16 protein-coding genes are annotated in these 20,975 nt (G+C 61.1%); 14 read left to right on the plus strand and 2 right to left on the minus strand.

Annotation, left to right across the window (positions count from 1 at the left end):
* Window positions 1–402 precede the first annotated feature (402 nt).
* The 9 genes from HMPREF2674_RS08050 to hemW all read left to right on the plus strand — a co-directional run bounded on the left by HMPREF2674_RS08050 (window position 403) and on the right by hemW (window position 13,063).
* Window positions 403–1,581 carry a ComEA family DNA-binding protein gene (locus tag HMPREF2674_RS08050; protein WP_070825382.1) on the plus strand — a complete coding sequence of 393 codons (1,179 nt, stop codon included), beginning with the start codon at window positions 403–405 and terminating at the stop codon, window positions 1,579–1,581.
* Window positions 1,581–3,605, plus strand: a complete 2,025-nt coding sequence (locus tag HMPREF2674_RS08055; protein ID WP_084824467.1) for a ComEC/Rec2 family competence protein — start codon at window positions 1,581–1,583, stop codon at window positions 3,603–3,605. The genes HMPREF2674_RS08050 and HMPREF2674_RS08055 overlap by 1 nt, the downstream gene beginning before the upstream one ends.
* Before the next feature lie 48 nt (window positions 3,606–3,653).
* The gene (gene holA, locus HMPREF2674_RS08060) at window positions 3,654–4,688 is read left to right on the plus strand and encodes a DNA polymerase III subunit delta (RefSeq protein WP_070825384.1); all 1,035 of its coding nucleotides are present in this window, start codon (window positions 3,654–3,656) and stop codon (window positions 4,686–4,688) included.
* A 15-nt stretch (window positions 4,689–4,703) separates the two neighbouring features.
* Window positions 4,704–5,339, plus strand: coding sequence for a type II toxin-antitoxin system PemK/MazF family toxin (locus HMPREF2674_RS08065; RefSeq protein WP_070825385.1), 636 nt, complete (start codon window positions 4,704–4,706; stop codon window positions 5,337–5,339).
* A 272-nt stretch (window positions 5,340–5,611) separates the two neighbouring features.
* A complete protein-coding gene (gene rpsT, locus HMPREF2674_RS08070; protein ID WP_049346199.1) occupies window positions 5,612–5,875 on the plus strand; it encodes a 30S ribosomal protein S20 in 264 nt (87 codons plus the stop codon).
* 508 nt (window positions 5,876–6,383) lie between these two features.
* A complete protein-coding gene (locus HMPREF2674_RS08075) occupies window positions 6,384–7,406 on the plus strand; it encodes a PAC2 family protein (RefSeq protein WP_070825386.1) in 1,023 nt (340 codons plus the stop codon).
* Window positions 7,407–7,502: 96 nt separating this feature from the next.
* Window positions 7,503–9,344, plus strand: coding sequence for a translation elongation factor 4 (gene lepA, locus HMPREF2674_RS08080; RefSeq protein ID WP_371441261.1), 1,842 nt, complete (start codon window positions 7,503–7,505; stop codon window positions 9,342–9,344).
* A 225-nt stretch (window positions 9,345–9,569) separates the two neighbouring features.
* Window positions 9,570–11,468 carry a DUF262 domain-containing protein gene (locus HMPREF2674_RS08085; protein ID WP_168168041.1) on the plus strand — a complete coding sequence of 633 codons (1,899 nt, stop codon included), beginning with the start codon at window positions 9,570–9,572 and terminating at the stop codon, window positions 11,466–11,468.
* Window positions 11,469–11,779: 311 nt separating this feature from the next.
* Entirely contained in the window at window positions 11,780–13,063 is a 1,284-nt protein-coding gene (hemW, locus tag HMPREF2674_RS08090) for a radical SAM family heme chaperone HemW (RefSeq protein WP_070825389.1), read from the plus strand.
* Window positions 13,064–13,873: 810 nt separating this feature from the next.
* Here hemW and HMPREF2674_RS08095 read toward each other — a convergent pair.
* Window positions 13,874–14,272 carry a DUF4870 domain-containing protein gene (locus tag HMPREF2674_RS08095; RefSeq protein ID WP_049334209.1) on the minus strand — a complete coding sequence of 133 codons (399 nt, stop codon included), beginning with the start codon at window positions 14,270–14,272 and terminating at the stop codon, window positions 13,874–13,876.
* A gap of 234 nt (window positions 14,273–14,506) precedes the next feature.
* Complete coding sequence (locus HMPREF2674_RS08100; protein WP_070825390.1) at window positions 14,507–15,376, minus strand: DUF3097 domain-containing protein; 870 nt, start codon at window positions 15,374–15,376, stop codon at window positions 14,507–14,509.
* 251 nt (window positions 15,377–15,627) lie between these two features.
* Here HMPREF2674_RS08100 and dnaJ point away from each other — a divergent pair, with 251 nt between their 5' ends.
* From dnaJ to HMPREF2674_RS08125, 5 genes are all read left to right on the plus strand, one after another.
* Window positions 15,628–16,764 carry a molecular chaperone DnaJ gene (gene dnaJ / locus HMPREF2674_RS08105; protein ID WP_049334207.1) on the plus strand — a complete coding sequence of 379 codons (1,137 nt, stop codon included), beginning with the start codon at window positions 15,628–15,630 and terminating at the stop codon, window positions 16,762–16,764.
* Between the two features lie 154 nt (window positions 16,765–16,918).
* On the plus strand, window positions 16,919–17,686 hold the full coding sequence (locus HMPREF2674_RS08110; RefSeq protein WP_070825391.1) for a 16S rRNA (uracil(1498)-N(3))-methyltransferase: 768 nt from the start codon (window positions 16,919–16,921) through the stop codon (window positions 17,684–17,686).
* Between the two features lie 109 nt (window positions 17,687–17,795).
* The gene (locus tag HMPREF2674_RS08115; RefSeq protein ID WP_070825392.1) at window positions 17,796–18,923 is read left to right on the plus strand and encodes a PhoH family protein; all 1,128 of its coding nucleotides are present in this window, start codon (window positions 17,796–17,798) and stop codon (window positions 18,921–18,923) included.
* Between the two features lie 3 nt (window positions 18,924–18,926).
* Window positions 18,927–19,448, plus strand: coding sequence for an rRNA maturation RNase YbeY (gene ybeY / locus HMPREF2674_RS08120; RefSeq protein ID WP_070825393.1), 522 nt, complete (start codon window positions 18,927–18,929; stop codon window positions 19,446–19,448).
* Between the two features lie 9 nt (window positions 19,449–19,457).
* Entirely contained in the window at window positions 19,458–20,912 is a 1,455-nt protein-coding gene (locus HMPREF2674_RS08125; RefSeq protein ID WP_070825394.1) for a hemolysin family protein, read from the plus strand.
* Window positions 20,913–20,975 lie beyond the last annotated feature (63 nt).

Here is a 20,975-nt window from a genome sequence, read left to right on the forward strand (position 1 = left end):
GTGGCTGGCTAAGGCCGCGAGCCGATAGGGGGCGCCGGACGATTTCACGGGTGTTGAACTATTTTGTGGGTGCCGGAGCCAGCGTGGATGCCGAGTAATTGCCTGGGAGCGCCGTAACGGAAACCGTGCTCTCACGGGGGCTCCCGTGGATATCCAGGAACTCGTGAGGACTCCGAACTATTTTGTGGGTGCGGAAGGTTTTAAGAACGCCGAAAACCCGCGACCTAGCCGCCACGTTTTGACCCCCGTGTTACGTGTGCACGCCGTGCATATTTGAATAAAAGGGTAGATTTTTTCAAAAAGAAGCCTGTGGATTGCGCCTTTTCCCGCCGGGGAAGGGACGTTATCCACAGGCTTTTCTGCGCTCCGGAATAGCCGCGCGCGCAAGCCTAGTGTGGAGGTATGACGAGCATGACCCCCAACCACCGCACTTCCTTTCAGAATCTCCCGCCGCGGGAAGATTCCTCGTCCGAGCGGGCTTTCAACGAGTTCGCCGACGAAGACGTCCCCGCCGAATACGGGTACCACGTGGCAGATTCACCGGGCGTCACCACGCCGACCGGGGTGCCGCCGCGCACAGCGCGCGAACTCATGAACGGCCTGTACCGCACGCCCGGGCGCGCCCCGGAACCCGCGAACCCCGCGGCCCCCGAAAGCGGTGGGCCCGTCGGGCCCAATCCTTCGGGGCGCGCCGAGGCAATTCCGGACTGCGACCGGGAAGACACCGTGCGCCTGGGCAGCGCATCCCGCGCCGAGGATAGCCCGGAGGCCCCCGACGAATCGGGCGCTCTGGAAGAGCCAGAGGCCCTGGAAGAGTGGGACGATTGGGAGGACTGGGAAGAGGCCGATGCGCCCGGCACCACCCGCAGAACGCGCTGGGGCATCTCGCCGCGCGCCCTGGTACTCGTGGCGCTCATCGTCCTGGCGGTCGTCATCTGGGGAGTCTCGCAGTTCTCGGCGGCGCCCCGTAGCGAGCCGGTAGCCCAGGTGCCCGCACCGGCTTCGGGCACCGCGCAGGGGAGCGGGCAGGGGGCGGAGAGCGAGCATCCGACGCCCCAGCCCAGTCAGGCGGCCGAGGTGCGGGTGCACGTGGCCGGGGCCGTCAATAACCCCGGCGTGTACACCCTCCCGGCGAACGGCCGCGCCGTGGACGCCATCGCCGCCGCATCCGGGGCCGCCGCCGATGCCGACCTGGATCGGGTGAACCTCGCCGGCGAGCTGACCGACGGCATGCAGCTCTACGTTCCGCGCCGAGGGGAAACCGCCGCTCCGGCGCCCATTCAACCCAACACCGCGCCGGGAGGGGCTCAGGGCGCATCTCGGGGAGGAGGCTCACAGCCTCAGCGCACCCTCACCCCCTCCGGCGGCACGGGTAATTCCGCCGCCTCAGCCCCGGTCAACATCAACACCGCGACCGCCGAGCAGTTGCAGAGCCTGCCGCGTATCGGCCCGGCCATGGCCCAGCGCATCATCGCCTGGCGTGAGGCCCACGGCGGCTTCCGTAGCGTGGATGAGCTGGATGCGGTGCCCGGCATCGGCCCGACCCTGCTCGAGACCCTGCGTCCGCTGGTGACGGTCTGATGGCTCGTACTTTGCGCACCCCGGCCCGCGGAGGCAATTGGATGCGTGGCCTTTACGGCAGCCTTCGGCACGGCTGGGCGGTGCAGGCCGAGCGGTGGGCAGAACGCCGAGGCAGCGAGGAGCTGAGGGCCCAGGGGAGCCTTATCCACCTGGACCTGCGTCTCATCCCGGCCACGCTTACCCTCTGGGGGTTCACCGCGTTGGCCCTGAACCGTGGAACATGGTCGGTACTCCACCCGGCGGCGTGCGTTCTGATTGGGGTGCTGGGGTGCCTGGCTATAGCCTTGCTGGCGCCGAGAGGTGGGGCGGATTCGCGCCTCGCGAAGGCACGGGGGCCCTTCCTCTTCCGCCTTGCGGGCCAGGGGGTGCTGGTTGCCTGCGTCATCGTCGCGCAGGCGGTGCTGCTCTGCGCCACGGGGGTGGATGCCTCCCGCGCCACCCTGCACCAGGCTCAGGGCCGGTCCATTCGCCTGAGCGGCGTCGTGGAACAGGTGCGCCCTATCGATCCGCGCACCACCCTGACGGTCATCAGGCTGGAGGAGGTACAGGGCCGTGCCGTGCGGGCCGCGGTCAACGAGCGGGTGCGGGTGTACGCGCGTGCGACCTCCGGCAAGGCCCGCCAAGACGCGAAGGGAGGCTCGGGGAATCGGCAGCTGCCACCCGGAACGAGGGTGACGGCCATCGGCACCGTGGAGTTCGGCGAGGGCCCGTTCACCGCGACGGCTCGCCTGCGCGGAACGCTCTTCGCACAGAACAACAGCTCAACGAGCGGTAACCCCGGTGGCGCAGACCCCCGAGGCATGCTGACCGGCCTTAAGGAGCGGCTACGAGCCCACGGCCGGGAGGTTCTCGGGGCAGACTCGACAGCGATCGTTCTGGGCACGGCCTACGGCGACGACTCCCTCATGAGCGCCACAATCCGTGAAGAGTACAAGCTCAGCGGGCTCAGCCACCTGACGGCGGTTTCCGGGGCGAACATCGCCCTCATGTTTGCCGCCGCCTACCGCCTGATGCTACACGTGCGGCCCTACCGCATCGCCACCGGCTACCTGCACTACCGCTCCTGGGTCGAGCGGCTGAGGAGGCTGGGAGAGTTGCGGCACGGTATCGCCGGGCGGGGTGGTGCACGCACCCGTCCGAGGAGGCACGACGGCGCTAGGCACGTGACGGTCACCTCCACCGACCCGGCACCGAGCGCCACCCTCCCTCCGCTCGTACGCAGGCTGAGCCTCTTGAGCGTCCCGCGCCGGGCCGTGGTGCTCTGCGGCATCGCGGCGGTACTCACCTACGCCACGCTCCTGGAGAACGAGGGATCGGTCGTACGTTCCCTCGCCATGGGTCTGCTCGGTGCCTACGCCCTGCTGCGCGGCTCGGGTCGCCAATCGCTGGCCGCGCTGCAGGTTACCGTGCTGGCCTGCCTGTTCTTGGCACCTCATCGCGCCCTGGACGCCGGATTCGCCCTCTCAGTCACGGCCACCGCCGCGCTCATCCTATTGGGCCCGCCCCTGGCACGCCTTTTCATGCGGGCCTTGCCGGGATTCTGGGCGCACGCGCTCGCAACCCCCATCGTGGCCTCCATGTGGTGCACCCCGCTGATTCTGGCGATGAGCGGTAAGGTGCCGCTCTACGCGGTCCCGGCCAACCTCGCGGCGGCACCCCTCGCCCCCGTGAGCATGCTCGCTGGGCTGGCCGCCCTGGGTTTCCTCGCAACGGGCATAACGCCCCTGGCCGACCTCTGCCTGCGCGTCGGGGGTCTCGCGGCTGCGGGCATCGAACGCATCGCCCTCACCGCGGCCCAAGCCCCCGGAAACCCCTGGGAACCGGGGAACAACCTCCCGGCGGTGCTCCTGAGCATCACGGCCGTTGCGGGGCTTAGCGCACTGCTCTGGTGGGCGGATGCGCGCCGCTACCGCACCGTAACCCACCGCCGCTACCTGCGGGTCGTCGCGCGGAGCACCGGCACGCGAGGTACAGGCGGAAATATCACCGGCAGAAAGGAGGCAACCGGCGCGGAGAGGCTATGATGGATACTCAGCGGAACCCCGCGAGATAAACCCAACAGAAGGCGAGTGATGAGCGTGGCAGGTCAGCGTACACCCCAGCGTGGCCGAGGAGGATACAGCCGCCGCGGTGGCCCGGCCCTCGACACCGCCTGGCGTACTGTCACGCCCGCGCCGGCCGTCATGCTCTACGGCCCCGAGGAGTACTTCGCCTCCCGCGCCGCGGCACGCCTGCGCGAGCTCTTCCGCGAGGCGCACCCCGAGGTGGACCGCGTGCAGATGAACGCCGCAACCTACACGGCGGGGGAGCTGACCCTGCAGGCGTCCCCCTCACTCTTCGGTTCGGCCAAAATCATTGAGGTGGAGAACCTCGCCTCCATGAGCGAGGACTTCCTCACCGATACCCTGGCCTACCTGAAGGCTCCCGAGCCGGACATCATGCTGATTCTGAACCACTCGGGCGGCAACCGAGGCAAGAAGCTCATCGACCTGGTGCGATCACAGTTCACCCTCGTCAACTGCAAGGCGCTCAAAACCGACCGTGAGAAGGGCGAGTTCCTGGCCAGCGAGTTCTCGGCCGCCCACCGACCCATCACCGGGGGAGCGCTGGCCCTGCTGACCGCTGCCGCATCGGACACCGCCGAGCTGGCCGCCGCCTGCCAGCAGCTGCTCGCCGATATCTCTGGCGAAATCACCGAGGAATCCGTAAACCTCTATTACGGTGGCCGCACCGAGGTCACCGCCTTCCGAGTAAGTGACGCCGCCATCTCGGGTAACGCTCCCGAGGCCCTGCGCCTGCTCCGCCACGCATTGGCCACCGGCACGGAGCCGATTCCGATGCTCGGCGCGCTCGCCATGCGCATCCGCAATATTGCCCGCGTGCACCACGTGCGCATGAGCGCCAACGAGCTGGCGCGCGAGGTGGGCATGGCGCCGTGGCAGGTTGAGCAGGCTCAGCGAGACGGCCGCCGCTTTACTGGCGCGCAGCTGGCGCATATCGTGCAGCTTCTGGCCGATGCCGACGCTCAGCTCAAGGGAGAATCGCAGGATGCGGTGTACGCCGTGGAGCGCGCGGTGCTGGCGATTGCACTGCCCGCCCGCGACTAGTGCATAATGGTGCGCATGCTTGAATTCCTGAAGAAAATTTTCTTTGCCCTGCTGCCCCACCTGCAGAAGGCGGCGGAGGACATGCTCAACGAGGCGGCCTCCTCTAAGGGCTCCGACGGCTCGCACGAATCGAAGAGCGAGGAACGCCGCGCGTCCTCGCAGTCTTCGCCCAAGCCGAGCGCTCCGAAGCCTTCCTCGGCAAAGTCCAGCGCGCCCAAGCCTTCCGCACCGGCTTCGACCGTCGCATCCGACGGTTCGGACTACCCGGGTGATTACCGCGACATGATCAACTTTGAGTACTCGCCCTCCCTGGACGGCGACGCTGACCCGGGTGAAATCGTGTGGACGTGGGTTCCCTTCGAGGAGGACCACTCGCAGGGTAAGGACCGCCCGGTGCTTCTGGTGGGTCGTGACGGTGAGTACCTGCTGGCGCTGATGATGACCAGCAAGGACCACAATAACCGTGAGCACGCTGACCCGAACTACCTTGATATTGGTTCGGGTCCGTGGGATCCGCAGGGCCGTGCCTCTGAGGTGAAGCTGAACCGTGTAATTCGTGTTCGCCCGGATTCGATGCGCCGCGAGGGTGCGATTATGCCGGAGGATACGTTCCGCCTGATTGAGCGTGCGTGGACTCGCCATAACGGCTAACGCCCTGTGCAGGTAGTTTCACCGGCGACCGGTGCGGAAGAAGCCGACGCGGTCTGCGCCGGATGTAGGGGCCGCGTGTAGCGGTTTTCACAGTATTTTTCTCTCCGCGGGGGTCTGTCGTGGAGGCTGTTCATCTGGTAATATGTGTGGTTGAGTGTCCGATGGTCATCGGGCACTGCTGGCCGGTTGCCATAGGCATCCCCACGCCGCTCAGTCGATGATCGGCCAGCGTCGCCCTCACCGACCAATAAGACAAAACAGAAAGTTTAATTGTGGCTAACATTAAGTCTCAGAAGAAGCGTATCCTCACCAACGAGAAGGCTCGCCTGCGTAACAACGCTGTAAAGTCCGAGCTGAAGACCGCGACCCGCAAGGTCAAGGCTGCTGTTGAGGCACAGAACCAGGAAGCTGCTGTTGAGGCTCTGCGTTTTGTGAACCGTAAGCTGGACAAGGCTGTTTCCAAGGGTGTTCTGCACAAGAAGACCGCTGCAAACAAGAAGTCCGGTCTTGCTGCGCTGGTAAACAAGGCTTTCTAAAACTTGCGGGGTGCGTGAGTACCTCTCTGGTTTAAGGGCAGAGACCCCCTGTGTTCCCCCTCCTCTAAGGGGAACGCAGGGGGTTTCTTTTTCGTGTATACTTGGGTTCAAGGAGTTAAACGACCCCTCTGAAACCCTGAGCCTCACCTATTGGTGTGGCAATAACGCTCGGGCGGCCGCGGCTTTATGCTTCGGTCTAGAAGACACCGGAGGCACCACCGGTTAACTCCTCATAACTTTTGTGAAAGGCATCCTGCTAAGTGGCGGGGTGCCTTTTGCTATACCCGCACGCCGTGGTTTTATGGCGCCCGGATTTTTTTGGGGGGGGGGAGGCGCCCGCCCGGTGACGAAACCGCTTGCGGGTCGCGCGGGAGCCCGTATAGTGGGAACTATCGACGGTACCGCACACCGCCCACGCCCTAGCAATAGTGCCGTATAGACGGCACCGGGGGAGTGAGCACCGCCGATACACACCACACAACCACCGACCACGAGCTAAGGACCAACGATGAGCCAGCCGAACTTCCCACCCGCCCGACTCTTTGACGCTTTCGCCAAGCCCGCCTCCACAGAACAGCCCGCGAAGAAGGGACTGCTCGGCAAGCTGGGCCTGGGCGAATCCTCCGAAGAGGACAACTACACGACCGTCATGCTGGTCGGTTTCAACTCCGCCAAGGAACCCCCGGGCAACGGTGAAGACGCCCTCGACGTGATTCACCGTGCCTTCGACCCGTGCGATGAGAGCCCCGGCTTCGATATGGACGACTTCTACGACTACGGTTCCGTCGCCCCGCAGCTGCTGAACAACGACGACTCCGAATCCACGGTCCTGGTGTGGCCCAAGATGTTCTACAACATGGTCACCATTCCGAAGCGCCGCCTGCGCCTGCTCGTGGTGACCGGACCCGCCCCGAGCCTGTGCCTGCAGCGGTTCATGACCCGCTTCTTCAAGTACGTGAAGAAACTCCACGTGGACCACGCGATCTTCGTCGAGACCTTCGAGGATCAGGTGGCGCACACCCGCCCGTACCCGTACACGCTGACCACTCACGACGAGAAGCTGGCGGCTATCCCCGGTATTCTGCACGAGTATTTCACCGGTTCTACCTCGGTGACGATGGCGATGTCTGCGCTCGCCGCCGAGCACGGCCTGCCCTCATCGGTCATGCTACGTATGAGCATCCCGGGGTATCTGAGCTTTGACCAGCAGAACCCGCGCGCGGTTGTGAGCCTGATCGAGGCGCTGGAGGTCATCCTCGGTATCAAGGTCGAGTCGGAGGAGTACGACCGCCTGCGCACCCACGCTGATGAGTGGGAGGCGGAGCTCGCCGAAGAAATGGCGAAGGACTACGAGAAGGTTGAGCTGGTGCGTGAGATTGAGCAGAAGATGGATTCGACCCTGCGCACTGTCTCCGGCGAGGTGATTGCCGAGGATATTGAGGGCTACCTGGATTCCCTCAGCGGCGCCTCCGAGGGCGTAAATCCTGCCGATGATGGTGCGGATTCTGCGGAGGATTCTTCGGAACGCTAGGTCCGTTCGCACATATGGCGCGGGTATGGGAAAATGATAGGTAACTATGCCCATACCCGCAGCCAGCATCTCGAAAGGATGATGTGATTGGCACCCATGTCGAAGAACCCGCCCGTTCCGGCGGCGACCGACCCCGCGATTATTCGCAACTTCTGCATTATCGCTCACATTGACCACGGTAAGTCCACCCTCGCGGACCGCATGCTGCAGGCCACCGGCGTGGTTGCCCCGCGCGATATGAAGGCGCAGTACCTGGACCGCATGGACATTGAACGTGAACGCGGTATCACCATTAAGTCTCAGGCTGTGCGCATGCCCTGGGACGTTGACGGCACCTCCTACGCGCTGAACATGATTGACACCCCCGGCCACGTGGACTTCACCTATGAGGTGTCCCGCTCCCTGGCTGCGTGTGAGGGTGCGCTTCTGCTTGTGGACGCCGCTCAGGGTATTGAGGCTCAGACCCTGGCGAACCTGTACCTGGCGATGGAGAACGATCTGACCATCATCCCGGTGCTGAACAAGATTGACCTTCCCGCGGCTCAGCCCGATAAGTACGCTGAGGAGCTGGCGAACCTGATTGGTTGCGAGCCGGACGAGGTTCTGCGCGTATCGGGTAAGACCGGTGAGGGTGTTGAGGCTCTGCTGGACCGTATTGTGGAGGCGATTCCCGCCCCGCAGGGTGACGCATCCGCCCCGGCGCGTGCCATGATTTTTGACTCGGTGTACGACTCGTACCGCGGCGTGGTCACCTATGTGCGTGTTGTGGACGGTAGCTTGCAGCCGCGTCAGAAGATTAAGATGATGTCCACCGGTACTGAGCATGACCTGCTTGAAATCGGTGTGATTTCGCCGGAGCCTGTCCCGTCGAAGGGCCTGGGCGTGGGCGAGGTGGGTTACCTCATTACCGGTGTGAAGGACGTGCGCCAGTCCCGTGTGGGCGATACCGTTACTTCCGCGGCGAAGCCCGCCGAACAGTCCCTGGGCGGTTACGAGGACCCCAAGCCGATGGTGTTCTCGGGCCTGTTCCCGATTGACGGTTCGGACTACCCGGCCCTGCGTGACGCGCTGGATAAGCTGAAGCTCAACGACGCCGCGCTGATTTACGAACCGGAGACTTCTGCCGCTCTGGGCTTCGGTTTCCGCTGTGGCTTCCTGGGTCTGTTGCACCTTGAGATTGTGCGTGAGCGCCTGGAACGCGAGTTCAACCTGGACCTGATTTCGACCGCACCGAACGTTATTTACGACGTGGTGGACGAGGCCGGTAACGCTAAGCGCGTGACCAACCCGAGCGAGTTCCCCGAGGGTAAGGTTGCGACGATTCGCGAGCCCATGGTGGCGTGTACGATTATTGCCCCGAGCGAGTACATTGGCGCGATTATGGAGCTGTGCCAGGCTCGCCGCGGCCAGATTGGTGGCATGGATTACCTCTCTGCCGACCGTGTGGAGATGCGTTACCGCCTGCCCCTGGCAGAGATTGTGTTCGACTTCTTCGATCAGCTGAAGTCCCGTACCCGCGGTTACGCGTCGCTGGACTGGAAGTTCGACGGTGAGGAAGAGGCCGACCTGGTGAAGGTCGACATCCTACTGCAGGGTGAGAAGGTGGATGCGTTCAGCGCCATTACTCACCGCGATAAGGCGTACTCGTACGGCCTGATGATGACTTCTAAGCTGCGTGAGCTGATTCCTCGTCAGCAGTTTGAGGTGCCGATTCAGGCGGCTATCGGTTCGCGTATTATTGCCCGCGAGAATATCCGAGCGATGCGTAAGGACGTTCTTTCGAAGTGTTACGGTGGCGATATTTCGCGTAAGCGTAAGCTGTTGGAGAAGCAGAAGGAAGGCAAGAAGCGCATGAAGATGGTCGGTCGTGTGGAGGTTCCGCAGGAAGCCTTCATTGCGGCACTGTCTTCGGGCGAGGAGAAGGAAAAGAAGAAGTAGCCTTCTCAGCTCTTCCAATGTAGGCGGCGTGCTCTACCTCTAAGTGGGGGAGGGGCATGCCGCCTTTGCTGTATCTAAACCGGGGTAGGTAATCAGCATTATTTTGATATTCATTAGGGTGTAATGTGTGTTACTCCTTGTCAAGGTACTGCATGAAAGAGTAGAGTTAGCGTGGGTGTAGCATCGATGATTACACCTACGGTTTTACATTCAAAGGAGAAATATATGGATATTTCTGCAAATGGAAATACCATTGGAAAATTCTTAAGTAACGCAGGAGAAGAGCTTTTTATCCCTCGCTATCAGCGTCCATATTCATGGAATAAGGAAAATCTAAAAGAACTTATTAGCGATATTGAAAACTCAAAAGGTGAGAGTGATGGCCATTTTATAGGGGCAATCATTCGTTGCGAAAAGCATAATGAATCTAAATGGGACATCATCGACGGTCAACAGCGATTGACTTCCATATCAATCCTTCTTGCCGCATTAAGGGATGTTTATGTTGAAACAATCTCTCGTGAAAGCAATTTAAAAAATTCTATCCAAAGGTACCTTACTCCGAATGATTATATGGGAGAAAAATATTATAAAATATCTCAAGAAACCGGAGATGAATGCTTCATGGATAACTATAGACTGATTGTTGAAGATAAGGAATCCAGTGAGCGAGAAGCCGGTTTTAAAAAGAATACGGAAGCTGGACGCAAAGTTATTGAATCATATAATTTTTTCAAAGATGAGATTAGGAAGATTGTCTCTGAAGAAATACCTGCAGAAAAAATGAAAGATTACGAAACTGATTTCTCTTCAGATAACCCCCAGGAAATTAAAATTAGATTACTCCTGAAAAAAATCCTTCAAGTAAAATTTGTAGATATTAATATGAAGAATATAGTAGAAGCCTATAAGGTTTTTAATACTTTGAATTCTCGCGGAATGGATTTGAAGCAGTCAGACCTCATTAAAAGTCATATACTAGGCCATCTCCATCATAAAGACGGCGTCGACCTAAACAGAAAAAAATGGGAAGATTTTGTCAAATCGATTACAGAGAATAACAGTAAAGAAGGTTCTATAAAAATTTCGGAAGATGATTTCTTTTACCACTATCTTGTTTCTCGGGGAAGTGCACCAAAAGCCAAGAAGGGGACGTTTGCTGAGTATGAGCAGATGGTTAAAACTCCGGAGGATGCAGATAAACTCCTAACACGCCTAGCCTATGAAATTAACCTATATCGGGTTATCTTCGATCCCGAATATAAAATTCCTGGCGAATCCCAACGTAAGAGGAACCACGCGACTTGGGAAGAATCTCTAAAAGCCTTGAACATCTTTGGTCTTAGCCAGCCTCATCCGCTTATACTCGCAATTTTAAGGCGATATTTCGATGATAGCGATAAAGCTGTAGGTACTACCGTAATCAATGATATTTTCTCGCTGATGGAAGATTCTCATTTTGTACTTACTGTTATTCATGGTGAGCCTGGAAATAAATTTACAAATACCTATAACTCAATGGCAAAAGAAGTGTTTAATCTTTCAAAGGCTTCTGGAAAATCCGTCGGCAACAATAAAATTACTGATATTCAAGAGCGACTCAAGAAAAAATATCAGGGTCTTATGAAGAATATAACTAAAGAAGTCTTTGTAAATGAATTTGTGGATAAGATGGACTACGGGAAGTATTATCCTGAAGTGAGGTATTTCTTAGAGAAATATCAGTCAGAAACTCTACGTAAACCTGGAAATATTTTGACTGCTGAACATATTATTCCTCGCTCTAGTGTTGGAAAAATTGCAGGCCCTAAAGCTACCGTCGAAGAGAAGGAGCAGATTAGAAAGATAATTGACTCTCCAGGCAATTTGATTCTCCTGAGGAATAAGGATAATGAACGCATTGGTACTAAAGATATCAATGAAAAAATTGCATTTTTCAGGACCTTAGATTACGCAAATACTCTCCCTGAAGAGATTTTTGAGATGGAAAATATGTCTATAGAAAATGCGGATGAAAAGACTCTTAAGAAGATTCTTCGGCATGTTGAAGATAGAAATAAGCGTATGGCAGAATTTGTTTACGATAAAATTTTATCCGACAATAATTCAAAAAATAGTAAATAATTCCCTGTATATCCTCTAGTTAATTATATATGTGAAAGTGTTGAAGCGTATTGATGTCCTCAAGTGCATCAATACGCTTCAATTTTCGTTGCTGAATGGCGTGAAATATTTTCAATTAGGACAAAGGATATATAGACTGGTCACTAAATTGCCTAATATAGATAATATGGATGAAGGTAAATTTAATTTACTCTACATCTCCCACCTTATAATGTTCTTTTAGGCTTCTGCGTGGTGATATCATGTCAAGCCAGTACAATCAACCTCCTATTGTTGATTCTCTACTCGTATACCTAGTTCCAGGAGGCAGAATGCCCGCCCAGCCCACCGGCGCCCCCGCACCCCGCGACGGGCGTATCCCCGCCACCAGCGCGGCAGGATGCGAAACCCGCGACTTCAGCCTCTACGTACACATCCCCTTCTGCTCTGTACGCTGCGGTTACTGCGACTTCAACACCTACGCCACCGAAGACTTCGGCGACGGCATCGGCCTCAGCACCTACGCCGACGATGCCATCGCAGAAATCCTCTTCGCCGCCCGCACCCTCGAGGCATCCGGCGTCGCAAAACGCCCCATGCACACCGTCTTCTTCGGAGGCGGCACCCCCACCAAACTGCCCGCCCGCGACCTCGTACGCATCCTGCAAGCCGCCATTGACGTATTCGGCCTCGTCGAAGGGGCAGAAGTCACCACCGAAGCCAACCCCGACTCCGTGACCCGCGAGGACCTGCAGACCCTCAAGGACGGCGGCTTCACCCGCGTATCCTTCGGCATGCAGTCCGTCGTCCCCGAGGTGCTGAAGGTACTCGACCGCACCCACACGCCGTCGAACGTGCCGAAGGTCGTCGCCTGGGCTAAGGAGGTTGGCCTGCAGGTGTCCGTGGACCTGATTTACGGTTCGCCGGGGGAGAGCCTGCAGCAGTGGGAACGCAGCGTTCGCGCCGCGATCTCCTACGAGCCCGACCACATTTCGGCGTACTCGCTGATTGTGGAGGACGGCACCAAGCTTGCCGCGCAGATTCGCCGCGGCGAGTACACCATGCCCGATGAAGACCTCATGGCGGACATGTACCTGCTCGCCGAGGAGCTGCTCACCGAAGCCGGCTACCAGTGGTACGAGGTCTCCAACTACTCGCGTAGTGAGGACACCCGCAGCGACCACAACCTCGCTTACTGGCGCAACCAGGACTGGTGGGGCATCGGTCCCGGCGCGCACTCGCACGTGAACGGTACCCGCTGGTGGAACGTGAAGCACCCGGTGCCGTACGCGCAGAAGGTGCGTGCGGGGGAGTCCCCGGCGGCCGCGCGCGAGGTGCTGGACGCCTCGACCCGCGCCTTCGAGACCATCATGCTCATGATTCGTGTGCGCGAGGGCCTGGCGATGCGCGAGCTACTCGCCGTGCACGACGAGGCGCAGTTGGGCGCGTCTCTGCGCTGGCTCGTCTCCCAGGGGCTCATCGAACCGGATGCGCTCACCGCCTCCGCCGAGCCCGACCCGGATGCGCACGTGCGCCTCACCCTCAAGGGCCGCCTGCTCGGTGACGCCGTGACGCGCGAGCTGCTGCCGGAGGTCTCGGAGGCTGCCGAAGACTGACGCTCGGGGAATGAGGCGCCCGCCCCTCTGACACATACCCCGGGCGCCGGGGGAGGCGGCCTCGTTTCGCCGAACCCACGTGCCGCCGGGTGTGCCAGAGGAGAGACGCGTGGGGTGAGGAAGGGCTACCTGCCCGCGTATTCGCTGAGTTGCACCGGGCCGCGCGAATGTTGCGAGAAAAAAATTTAAAAATTTTTTCTGAGGGATTTTCGGTCGCTTATCGATGGGCTTTGGTGTGGAATCTTTGGATTTGATTCGGAAATTTTCGCTGGACCAGCTTAAAGGTATGTGGGTTTTTAGTGGGTTTTCGTGAGGTGTCGGTCACCGGGTTTTGGAAGCCGCCGCAAAGGCCTAAAAACTTTCTCCAAAGAGCGTTTCTCAAGTTGTGGTTGAAGGTTAGGCTGTGCCATAATAGTTCACGGCAGGACGGTATATGTCTAACAGCGTGTTCTCGTCTTTGCTGAAGTTGAGTGAATACGGTTGTGGGCTCCTGGCAACAGGGGCCCACGATCGTTTAACGACGATTTCCAGCGGGGTTGTTTGGTGCCGTTACGTGCCTCTCCCGGTTCCGCGATAGCCTCCGCCGGTTTGCGGGCGGCACGAAACTGACTTAACGGCCCAACGAGCAGACTCAATGGGGGAGCTGACTCGAGAGGCGAGCCGACGGGCACCGAAGACGCAGACTTAACCGATAGGGGCCCGCACCGAGTGGTGCGGGCCCCTTAAGTATTCAAATTAAGTATTCAAAATGCGGTGCAGCGTTCGTGAACGCAACCGGTTCGGCATTAGCTGCTCACCGGGTGCTCTAACCTAGTTGCTCTTCACCACGCGGTCGAGCAGGCGCGGGTTCACGCGGTAGCTGTACGGCTCACCGCGATTAACCTCAATGCCGGCGCGTACCGAAGCAATCGCCATGAACAGCCACACGAGCATCCCCAGCACCAGGGCAATGTTACCCAGGCCGGGCACAAAGCCCAGGATGAAGCAGACAACAATCAGCAGAGAGGGCACGAGGGTGAAGTTCATGGCCTCGAAAGCTTCCTGCTCAGCGAAGGGTGCGTTACGGCGGCTCACGTAGAACACCGCGGCGGAGGGAAGAATGCCGAGAATCCCCCCGAAATGCGCGAGAGTCGCGCGGTTACGGTCCTGAATCACGCTAATCTTGCGGGTTTTCTGAGGCCCGGTGGTCGGGCGTGCGTCGTTAGTCACGAAAATCCTGGTTCAATCGAAGTATCTTGTGGTGGTCACCGTCAAACGGCGAATCCGCCCGAGCGGGGCGAACCGTGTGGGTGGTGACGGCCCTTGAGTGTAGTGAAGCACCGCCGCGGCTCAATGGAGCGGCCGCATCGGTGCTCCACCATTGTACCGCCTCAAGCCAGCCCCGCCGGCGGTTAATGCGCTGGATTGCAAGGTTCTGAGCAAACTCACATCCGCACAGCGCGGTTACGCGCCGGGCTCGGTGAGAAAGTCGATGAGCGACTCCACCGGCCCCAGCAGGGTCGGGTCCAAATCGGCGTAAGAATCCACCCGCGAAAGGATGTGCTTCCAGGCCTGCGCCACATCCGCCTGCGTCTCGTGCGGCTGGCCCAGGCGGCGCAGCGTGCCCTTCTTGAAGTCCTCGCCGCGCGGCACCTGCGGCCAGGCCTTCAGGCCCAGGACCGAGGGCTTGACCGCCTGCCAAATATCGATGAACGGGTGGCCCACAATCTTCACGTGCCCCGCCGCACCCGGCACGGCCAGCGCCTCCGCAACGATGCGCTGTTCCTTCGTGCCCTCAATGAGGTGATCCACCAGGATGCCCAGGCGGCGGCCCGGGCCCGGGGCAAACTCGCGCACCGCGCCGGCCAGGTCGTCCACACCGTGCAGCGGCTCCACCACGATGCCCTCAACGCGCAGGTCGTGGCCCCAAACCTTCTCCACCAGCTCGGCATCGTGCAGACCCTCAACCCAGATGCGGGAGGCACGCGCAACCCGCGCGGGGGCGTTCTTCACGGCGATGGAACCCGACCGAGAAATCGTGCGCTTGGGCGCCTTCGCCGGTGCCGGAGCGATGATTTCAACGGGCTCACCCTCAATCAGGTAGCCGGTGCCTAGCGGGTAATTCTTCACGCGACCCTTGGCGTCCTCCAGACCGAAGAAGATAGCACCGCCGATGCGTTCGGCGCACACCACCTCGCCCACCCAGCCGTCCACGCTCTCGATGAGCAAGCCTCGCTGCAGGGGAACCTTGCGCGCGGGCGGGGCCTTGCGGCTCAGGCGGTCTGCGTTCAGATCCTGTGCGCCCCAGCCGTAGGGGGAGTGGTGGGTACTCAAGGTATTCTCCTTCGGATGGTGCGGACGTAGCCGATGAGAGTAGGCGGCGGGCGATCTGAGAGCCTCGGGCGCCCAATAACCGTCGCCGGGCCGCAGGCGCGCCGGGGATTAAGCGGATAGCGGGAGCGACCCCTTTCAGCCTAGCCATTGTATCGGCTCGCGTACACTATCCCATAGAATTGATACGACTATGTTGGCGGCGCACTCATCGAGCGCCGTCACCATCTTGAGAGGAACAGGAACACAGACACATGAGCCACTACGAGACTCTCGGCGTATCGAACGACGCCAGCCCCGAAGAAATCAAGAAGGCCTACCGCAAGAAGGCACGCCAGCTGCACCCGGACGTGAACCCCTCCGAGGACGCTGCCGAAGAGTTCAAGCGCGTCACCCTCGCCTACGAGGTGCTCTCCGACCCCGAAAAACGCCGCAACTATGACACCACCGGCGACGAACAGGGCCGCGCAGGCTACCCCGGAGGCGGCGGCTACCCGGGCGGCGGATTCAGCGGCTTCGGCGGTTTCGAAGACCTGCTGAACATGTTCACCGGCGGCGCCGCGGGCGCACGCGGCCCCGCATCCCGCGTGCGTCAGGGCCAGGACGACCTGATTACCGTCTCCATCAGCCTGCAGGACGCCGTGTTCGGCGTCGAGAAGACCATCGAGCGCCGCTCCGCCGTGACCTGCAAGTCCTGCAACGGCGAAGGTACCGCCGAGGGCACCCAGCCCGAAACCTGCACCACCTGCGCCGGCCACGGCTACATGCAGCGCCGCGTACAGTCCATCCTCGGCACCGTCATGCAGCAGGTCGAATGTCCCGACTGCCACGGCTACGGCACCGTCATCAAAACCCCCTGCCCCGAATGTCACGGCCAGGGCCGCGTGCGCGAAGACGTGCCGCTGACCTTCACGATCCCCGCCGGCGTGCACGATCAGGCACGCATCCGCCTGCGCGGCAAGGGTGAGGCCGGCCTGCACGGTGGCCCCAACGGCGACCTGTACGTCGACCTGAACGTCAAGCGCGACAAGTACTTCAGCCGCGAGGGCGACAACCTGGTCACCACCGTGAACATCCCCATGGCCGCGGCGGCACTGGGCACCGTCATTCCGCTGAAAACCTTCGACGGCGACCAGGAAGTCAGCATCCCAGCCGGCACCCAGAGCGGCGACACGATTACCCTCAACGGCCTGGGCGCAACCGTGCTCGGCACCGAACGCCGTGGCGACCTGCTCGTGCGCGTTCAGGTGACGACCCCGACCGACCTGACCGAGGAACAGCGCGAGCTGCTGCGCCAGTTTGCGGCCCTGCGCAACGAGCCGCTGAACGAAGGCTCGCAGGTCAAGCAGCGCGGTGGCCTGTTCTCCCGCCTGAAGGACCAGTTCAAGTAAATCTCTGTAGCGGATGCGGTACCCACCGGGCCTTTCCGGTGGGCGCCGCATCCGCCGTGTTTATGCGGGGACGACCCCGAGACGGCGACCGCGCCTCGCAGCCGCGTCGAACCGCACCTCCCGCACGAAGCACCGCCCGAACCCAAGGAGCACCATGAGCGCCCCCATCTTCTACATCAGCGCCGAAGAGTACGAGACCCTCACCCCCGGCGCATCCTTCGAGCTGGACGGCCCCGAGGGCAAGCACGCCCTCGTCAAGCGCATGGAAGTGGGGGAGAGCATCGACCTGGGCGACGGCACCGGCCGCCGAGCCGTGGGCACCGTGCACTCCCTGACCGACCGCGGCGTCATCGTGCGCGTGGAGCAGCTCCGCGAGGAACACACCAGCCCTCGCATCTACCTGGTGCAGGCGCTCGCGAAGGACGGTCGCGACCTGCTCGCCATTGAGACCGCCACCGAGCTGGGCGTGTACGGCGTGCTGCCGTGGAGCGCGGACCGTTCGATTGTGCGCTGGAAGGGAGAACGCGCCGCCAAGGCGCACACCAAGTGGCAGAACACCGTCACCGCCGCGGCGAAGCAGTCGCGCCGCGCGCTCATTCCCGAGGTGTACGACCTGTACAGCACCACCGACCTGGTGGAGCTCATCGAGGAGGTCACCGGGCAGGGTTCTGCTGTGTTCATCCTGCATGAGCAGGCGACCGAACGCCTCAGCGCCCTGGCACGCACGCTTGTAGCGGCAGAGAACCTGCCCGAAGAAATCTACCTGCTCGTCGGCCCCGAGGGCGGTATCAGCGACCGCGAGGTGCAGCTCTTCACCGAGGCCGGCGCGCACCTGGCGCTGCTGGGCGACGAGGTGTTGCGTTCTTCCACCGCCGGGTCCGCCGCCATGTGCACCCTGAACGTGGTGCTGGGCCGCTGGTAGAGCGCCGCGCTAAACCCGGCCGGTAAAACCCAACTGCTGGAACCCAGCCGGGGCGTGACGCATCACGCACATCTATACTTGTAAATACATCACTAGCCAAGGAGCCCATATGACTACCTCCCGACCGCTGTCGACCGCACGCACCGTATCCTTCAAGAGCGCCGCAGAGATGATTGCCGTGCTCGGCCCGCAGGACGCGCACCTGAGCATCATCGAGGACTACTTCGAGCAGATTGGCCTGCGCCCAAAGGACCTGGACGTGCTCATCACCGGCCCCTCCGAGGCCGTCAACACCGCCGCTAAGCTGCTGAACGAGCTGCGCGTGCTCTCCAGCCATGACACGCAGATTACCGTGCAGGTCATTCACCGCCTCATGGGCATGCTCGGCGAGGAGCTGAGCAACCCGGCGCACTCGCTGTCTACCAGCATCCTCTCCACCCGCGGCACCACGATTCGCCCCAAGACCATTAACCAGAAGAAGTACGTGGACGCCATCGACTCGAACACCGTGATCTTCGGTATCGGCCCGGCGGGTACCGGTAAGACCTACCTCGCCATGGCGAAGGCTGTGCAGGCGCTGCAGAGCCACGAGGTGAACCGCATTATCCTCACCCGCCCCGCCGTGGAGGCCGGCGAGCGTCTGGGCTTCCTGCCCGGCACCCTCAACGAGAAGATTGACCCGTACCTGCGCCCGCTCTACGACGCACTGCACGACATGCTCGAGCCCGAAACCATCCCCAAGCTCATGGAGGCGGGCACCATCGAGGTCGCACCGCTGGCGTACATGCGCGGCCGCACCCTCAACGACGCGTTCATCATCCTCGACGAGGCGCAGAACACCACCGCCGAGCAGATGAAAATGTTCCTGACCCGCCTAGGCTTCGGCTCGAAGATGGTCATTACCGGTGACATCACCCAGGTTGACCTGCCCGGTGGCGCCGCATCCGGCCTGAAGCAGGTGCGCAACATTCTGCAGGGCGTGGAGGACATTCACTTCAGCATCCTGGAATCCTCCGACGTGGTGCGCCACACCCTGGTCTCGAACATTGTCTCCGCCTACGATCAGTGGGGTGAGGACCAGAAGGCCATGGAACGCAAGCGCAACCGCAAGGTCAAGCGCGCCACCATCGAGGCCGCGGCCGAGAAGCTTCTGGACCGTGCCGGCATTAACGGCGGCTCCGAAAAGAACGCTGATAAGAACGCCGATAACGCACAGACCACCCCGGAAGGACGCTAAACGGTGGCAGAGATTGAATTCGACTGCGAAGAACCCGCAACCGGTGCAGGCGAGGTGACCGACGCGTTTGTCCGCGAATCCTTCGAGGCGGTAGACACCGAGGTGCTCACCCGCCTCGTCGAGCACGCCTTCAAGCGCATGCACCTTGCCGATGACACCTACCTGTCCATCGCCATCGTGAATGAAGACGAGATGGAGCGCGTGCACATCGAGTGGATGGATCTGCCCGGCCCCACCGACGTGATGAGCTTCCCCATGGACGAGCTGGAACCGGGAACCCCCGAAAACCCCTCCAGTGGCATGCTCGGCGACATCGTCCTCTGCCCGCCCGTTGCCGCACGTCAGGGCGCGGATGCGGGCCACAGCACCCTGGATGAGCTGTGCCTGCTCACCACCCACGGTATTCTGCACTGCCTCGGCTACGACCACGGAACCGCCGAAGAGGAAGCCGAAATGTTCGGTATTCAGCGTTCGATTCTCGAAGAGTTCCTGGGCCGACCCGCACCGGTCGAGACTCGACGCTAGGGGAGCGGCATGGGTATTTTCATCTCGATTCTGCTGGCTGTCGTGGCGCTCGGCTTCACGGTGGTGGCCGCAATTGCCGAAACCGCGTTCACGTACCTGCCGCACAACGAGGCGGAAGAAGCCGTGGAGGCGCATCCCGGCACGCTCGGCGCACACGTTCTGCAGCGCACCCTCGACGGTGACTCCGAGGTGTACACGCACCCGCTGCGCCTGACCCGCCTCATCGCGGCGGCGGCCGCGGTGCTCGCCACCATGACCTGCCTGCTGAACCTGGTCGAGGTGCACGCGCTCGCCGTCGTGCTGACCCTCGTGCTGGTTGCCTTCGTCGGCTACCCGGTGCTACACGTGCTGGCGCGCTCCGCGGGGCGCAACCGCCCGGTTTCGTCGATTCGCATGCTGGCCCGCCCGGTGCATTACCTGTCGAAGCTGCTGACCCCCGTGACCGGCCTGCTCGATCACCTCGCGACGCGCATCGCCCCGGCCCGCGAGGCAGAGGCCCCCGCTGGCGTGTTCGAGGAAGAGGAGCTGCGCGAGTTCTTGGAGCGAGCCTCCGACGCCGAGACCATCGAGGACGACGAGGCGCAGATGGTGCAGTCCGTGTTCGAGATGGACGACCTGCGCATCCGCTCGCTCATGGTGCCCCGCACCGATATGCTCACCGTGGGTCGCGACGTACCGCTGCGCGAGGCGCTGAGCCTGTTCCTGCGTTCGGGCTACTCCCGCATGCCGGTGATCGGCGATTCGAGCGACGAGATCCTGGGTATTCTCTACCTCAAGGATTCGATGCGCACCTACATTCTGCACTCCGAGGCCCCCGAGGGTACCCCCATGCCAACCCTGGTGGAGATCATGCGCCCGGCCCGATTCGAACCCGAGACGAAGCGCGCCATGGACCTGCTGCGCGATATGCAGCGCGAGTCCACGCACGTGGCGATTGTGGTTGATGAGTACGGCGGAACCGCCGGTCTGGTTACTCTGGAGGACCTGATTGAGGAGCTGGTCGGCGATATCTCTGACGAGTACGACCACGAGCGCCCCGAGTACACGCTGAACGATGACGGCACGTTCCGTCTGTCGGCTCGTCTGGGTATTGATGAGCTCGGCGAGATTTTCGGTATCGACCTGGAGGATGAGGACGTCGACACGGTCGGCGGCCTGCTCGCCAAGCACCTGGGTATGGTACCGATTGTTGGTTCTGAGATTGAGATTGACGGCATTCATATTCGTGCGATTGGTTCGTCGGGCCGCCGCCACCAGGTGGATATGCTGCAGGCCTGGTACGAGCCGCCTCGTGATGAGCAGGAGAGCGCTGAGGGTTCCTCAGAGGCTCATTCTGCTGAGGTTGCTGACCTTCTCACCGTGGATACCGAGCCGCCCGCTGTGGCTGAGCCGCATGCGCATCCGGACCTTCCGGGAGATACCGCAGAGGCTGAACCTGCCACCGACAAGCACGGCAACCGCTAAATATCGAACGTAGACACCGCATCATCCCATACACACTTTGAGCCAGCCCGCCGCCGCCCCGAA

This window comes from Rothia sp. HMSC062F03, assembly GCF_001836905.1.
Taxonomy (GTDB): domain Bacteria; phylum Actinomycetota; class Actinomycetes; order Actinomycetales; family Micrococcaceae; genus Rothia; species Rothia mucilaginosa_A.

Coding starts and splice junctions, on each gene's coding strand:
- HMPREF2674_RS08050 (WP_070825382.1), top strand. CDS start 403: ATGACGAGCATGACCCCCAACCACCGCACTTCCTTTCAGAATCTCCCG.
- HMPREF2674_RS08055 (WP_084824467.1), top strand. CDS start 1,581: ATGGCTCGTACTTTGCGCACCCCGGCCCGCGGAGGCAATTGGATGCGT.
- holA (WP_070825384.1), top strand. CDS start 3,654: ATGAGCGTGGCAGGTCAGCGTACACCCCAGCGTGGCCGAGGAGGATAC.
- HMPREF2674_RS08065 (WP_070825385.1), top strand. CDS start 4,704: ATGCTTGAATTCCTGAAGAAAATTTTCTTTGCCCTGCTGCCCCACCTG.
- HMPREF2674_RS08075 (WP_070825386.1), top strand. CDS start 6,384: ATGAGCCAGCCGAACTTCCCACCCGCCCGACTCTTTGACGCTTTCGCC.
- lepA (WP_371441261.1), top strand. CDS start 7,503: ATGTCGAAGAACCCGCCCGTTCCGGCGGCGACCGACCCCGCGATTATT.
- HMPREF2674_RS08085 (WP_168168041.1), top strand. CDS start 9,570: ATGGATATTTCTGCAAATGGAAATACCATTGGAAAATTCTTAAGTAAC.
- hemW (WP_070825389.1), top strand. CDS start 11,780: ATGCCCGCCCAGCCCACCGGCGCCCCCGCACCCCGCGACGGGCGTATC.
- dnaJ (WP_049334207.1), top strand. CDS start 15,628: ATGAGCCACTACGAGACTCTCGGCGTATCGAACGACGCCAGCCCCGAA.
- HMPREF2674_RS08110 (WP_070825391.1), top strand. CDS start 16,919: ATGAGCGCCCCCATCTTCTACATCAGCGCCGAAGAGTACGAGACCCTC.
- HMPREF2674_RS08115 (WP_070825392.1), top strand. CDS start 17,796: ATGACTACCTCCCGACCGCTGTCGACCGCACGCACCGTATCCTTCAAG.
- HMPREF2674_RS08125 (WP_070825394.1), top strand. CDS start 19,458: ATGGGTATTTTCATCTCGATTCTGCTGGCTGTCGTGGCGCTCGGCTTC.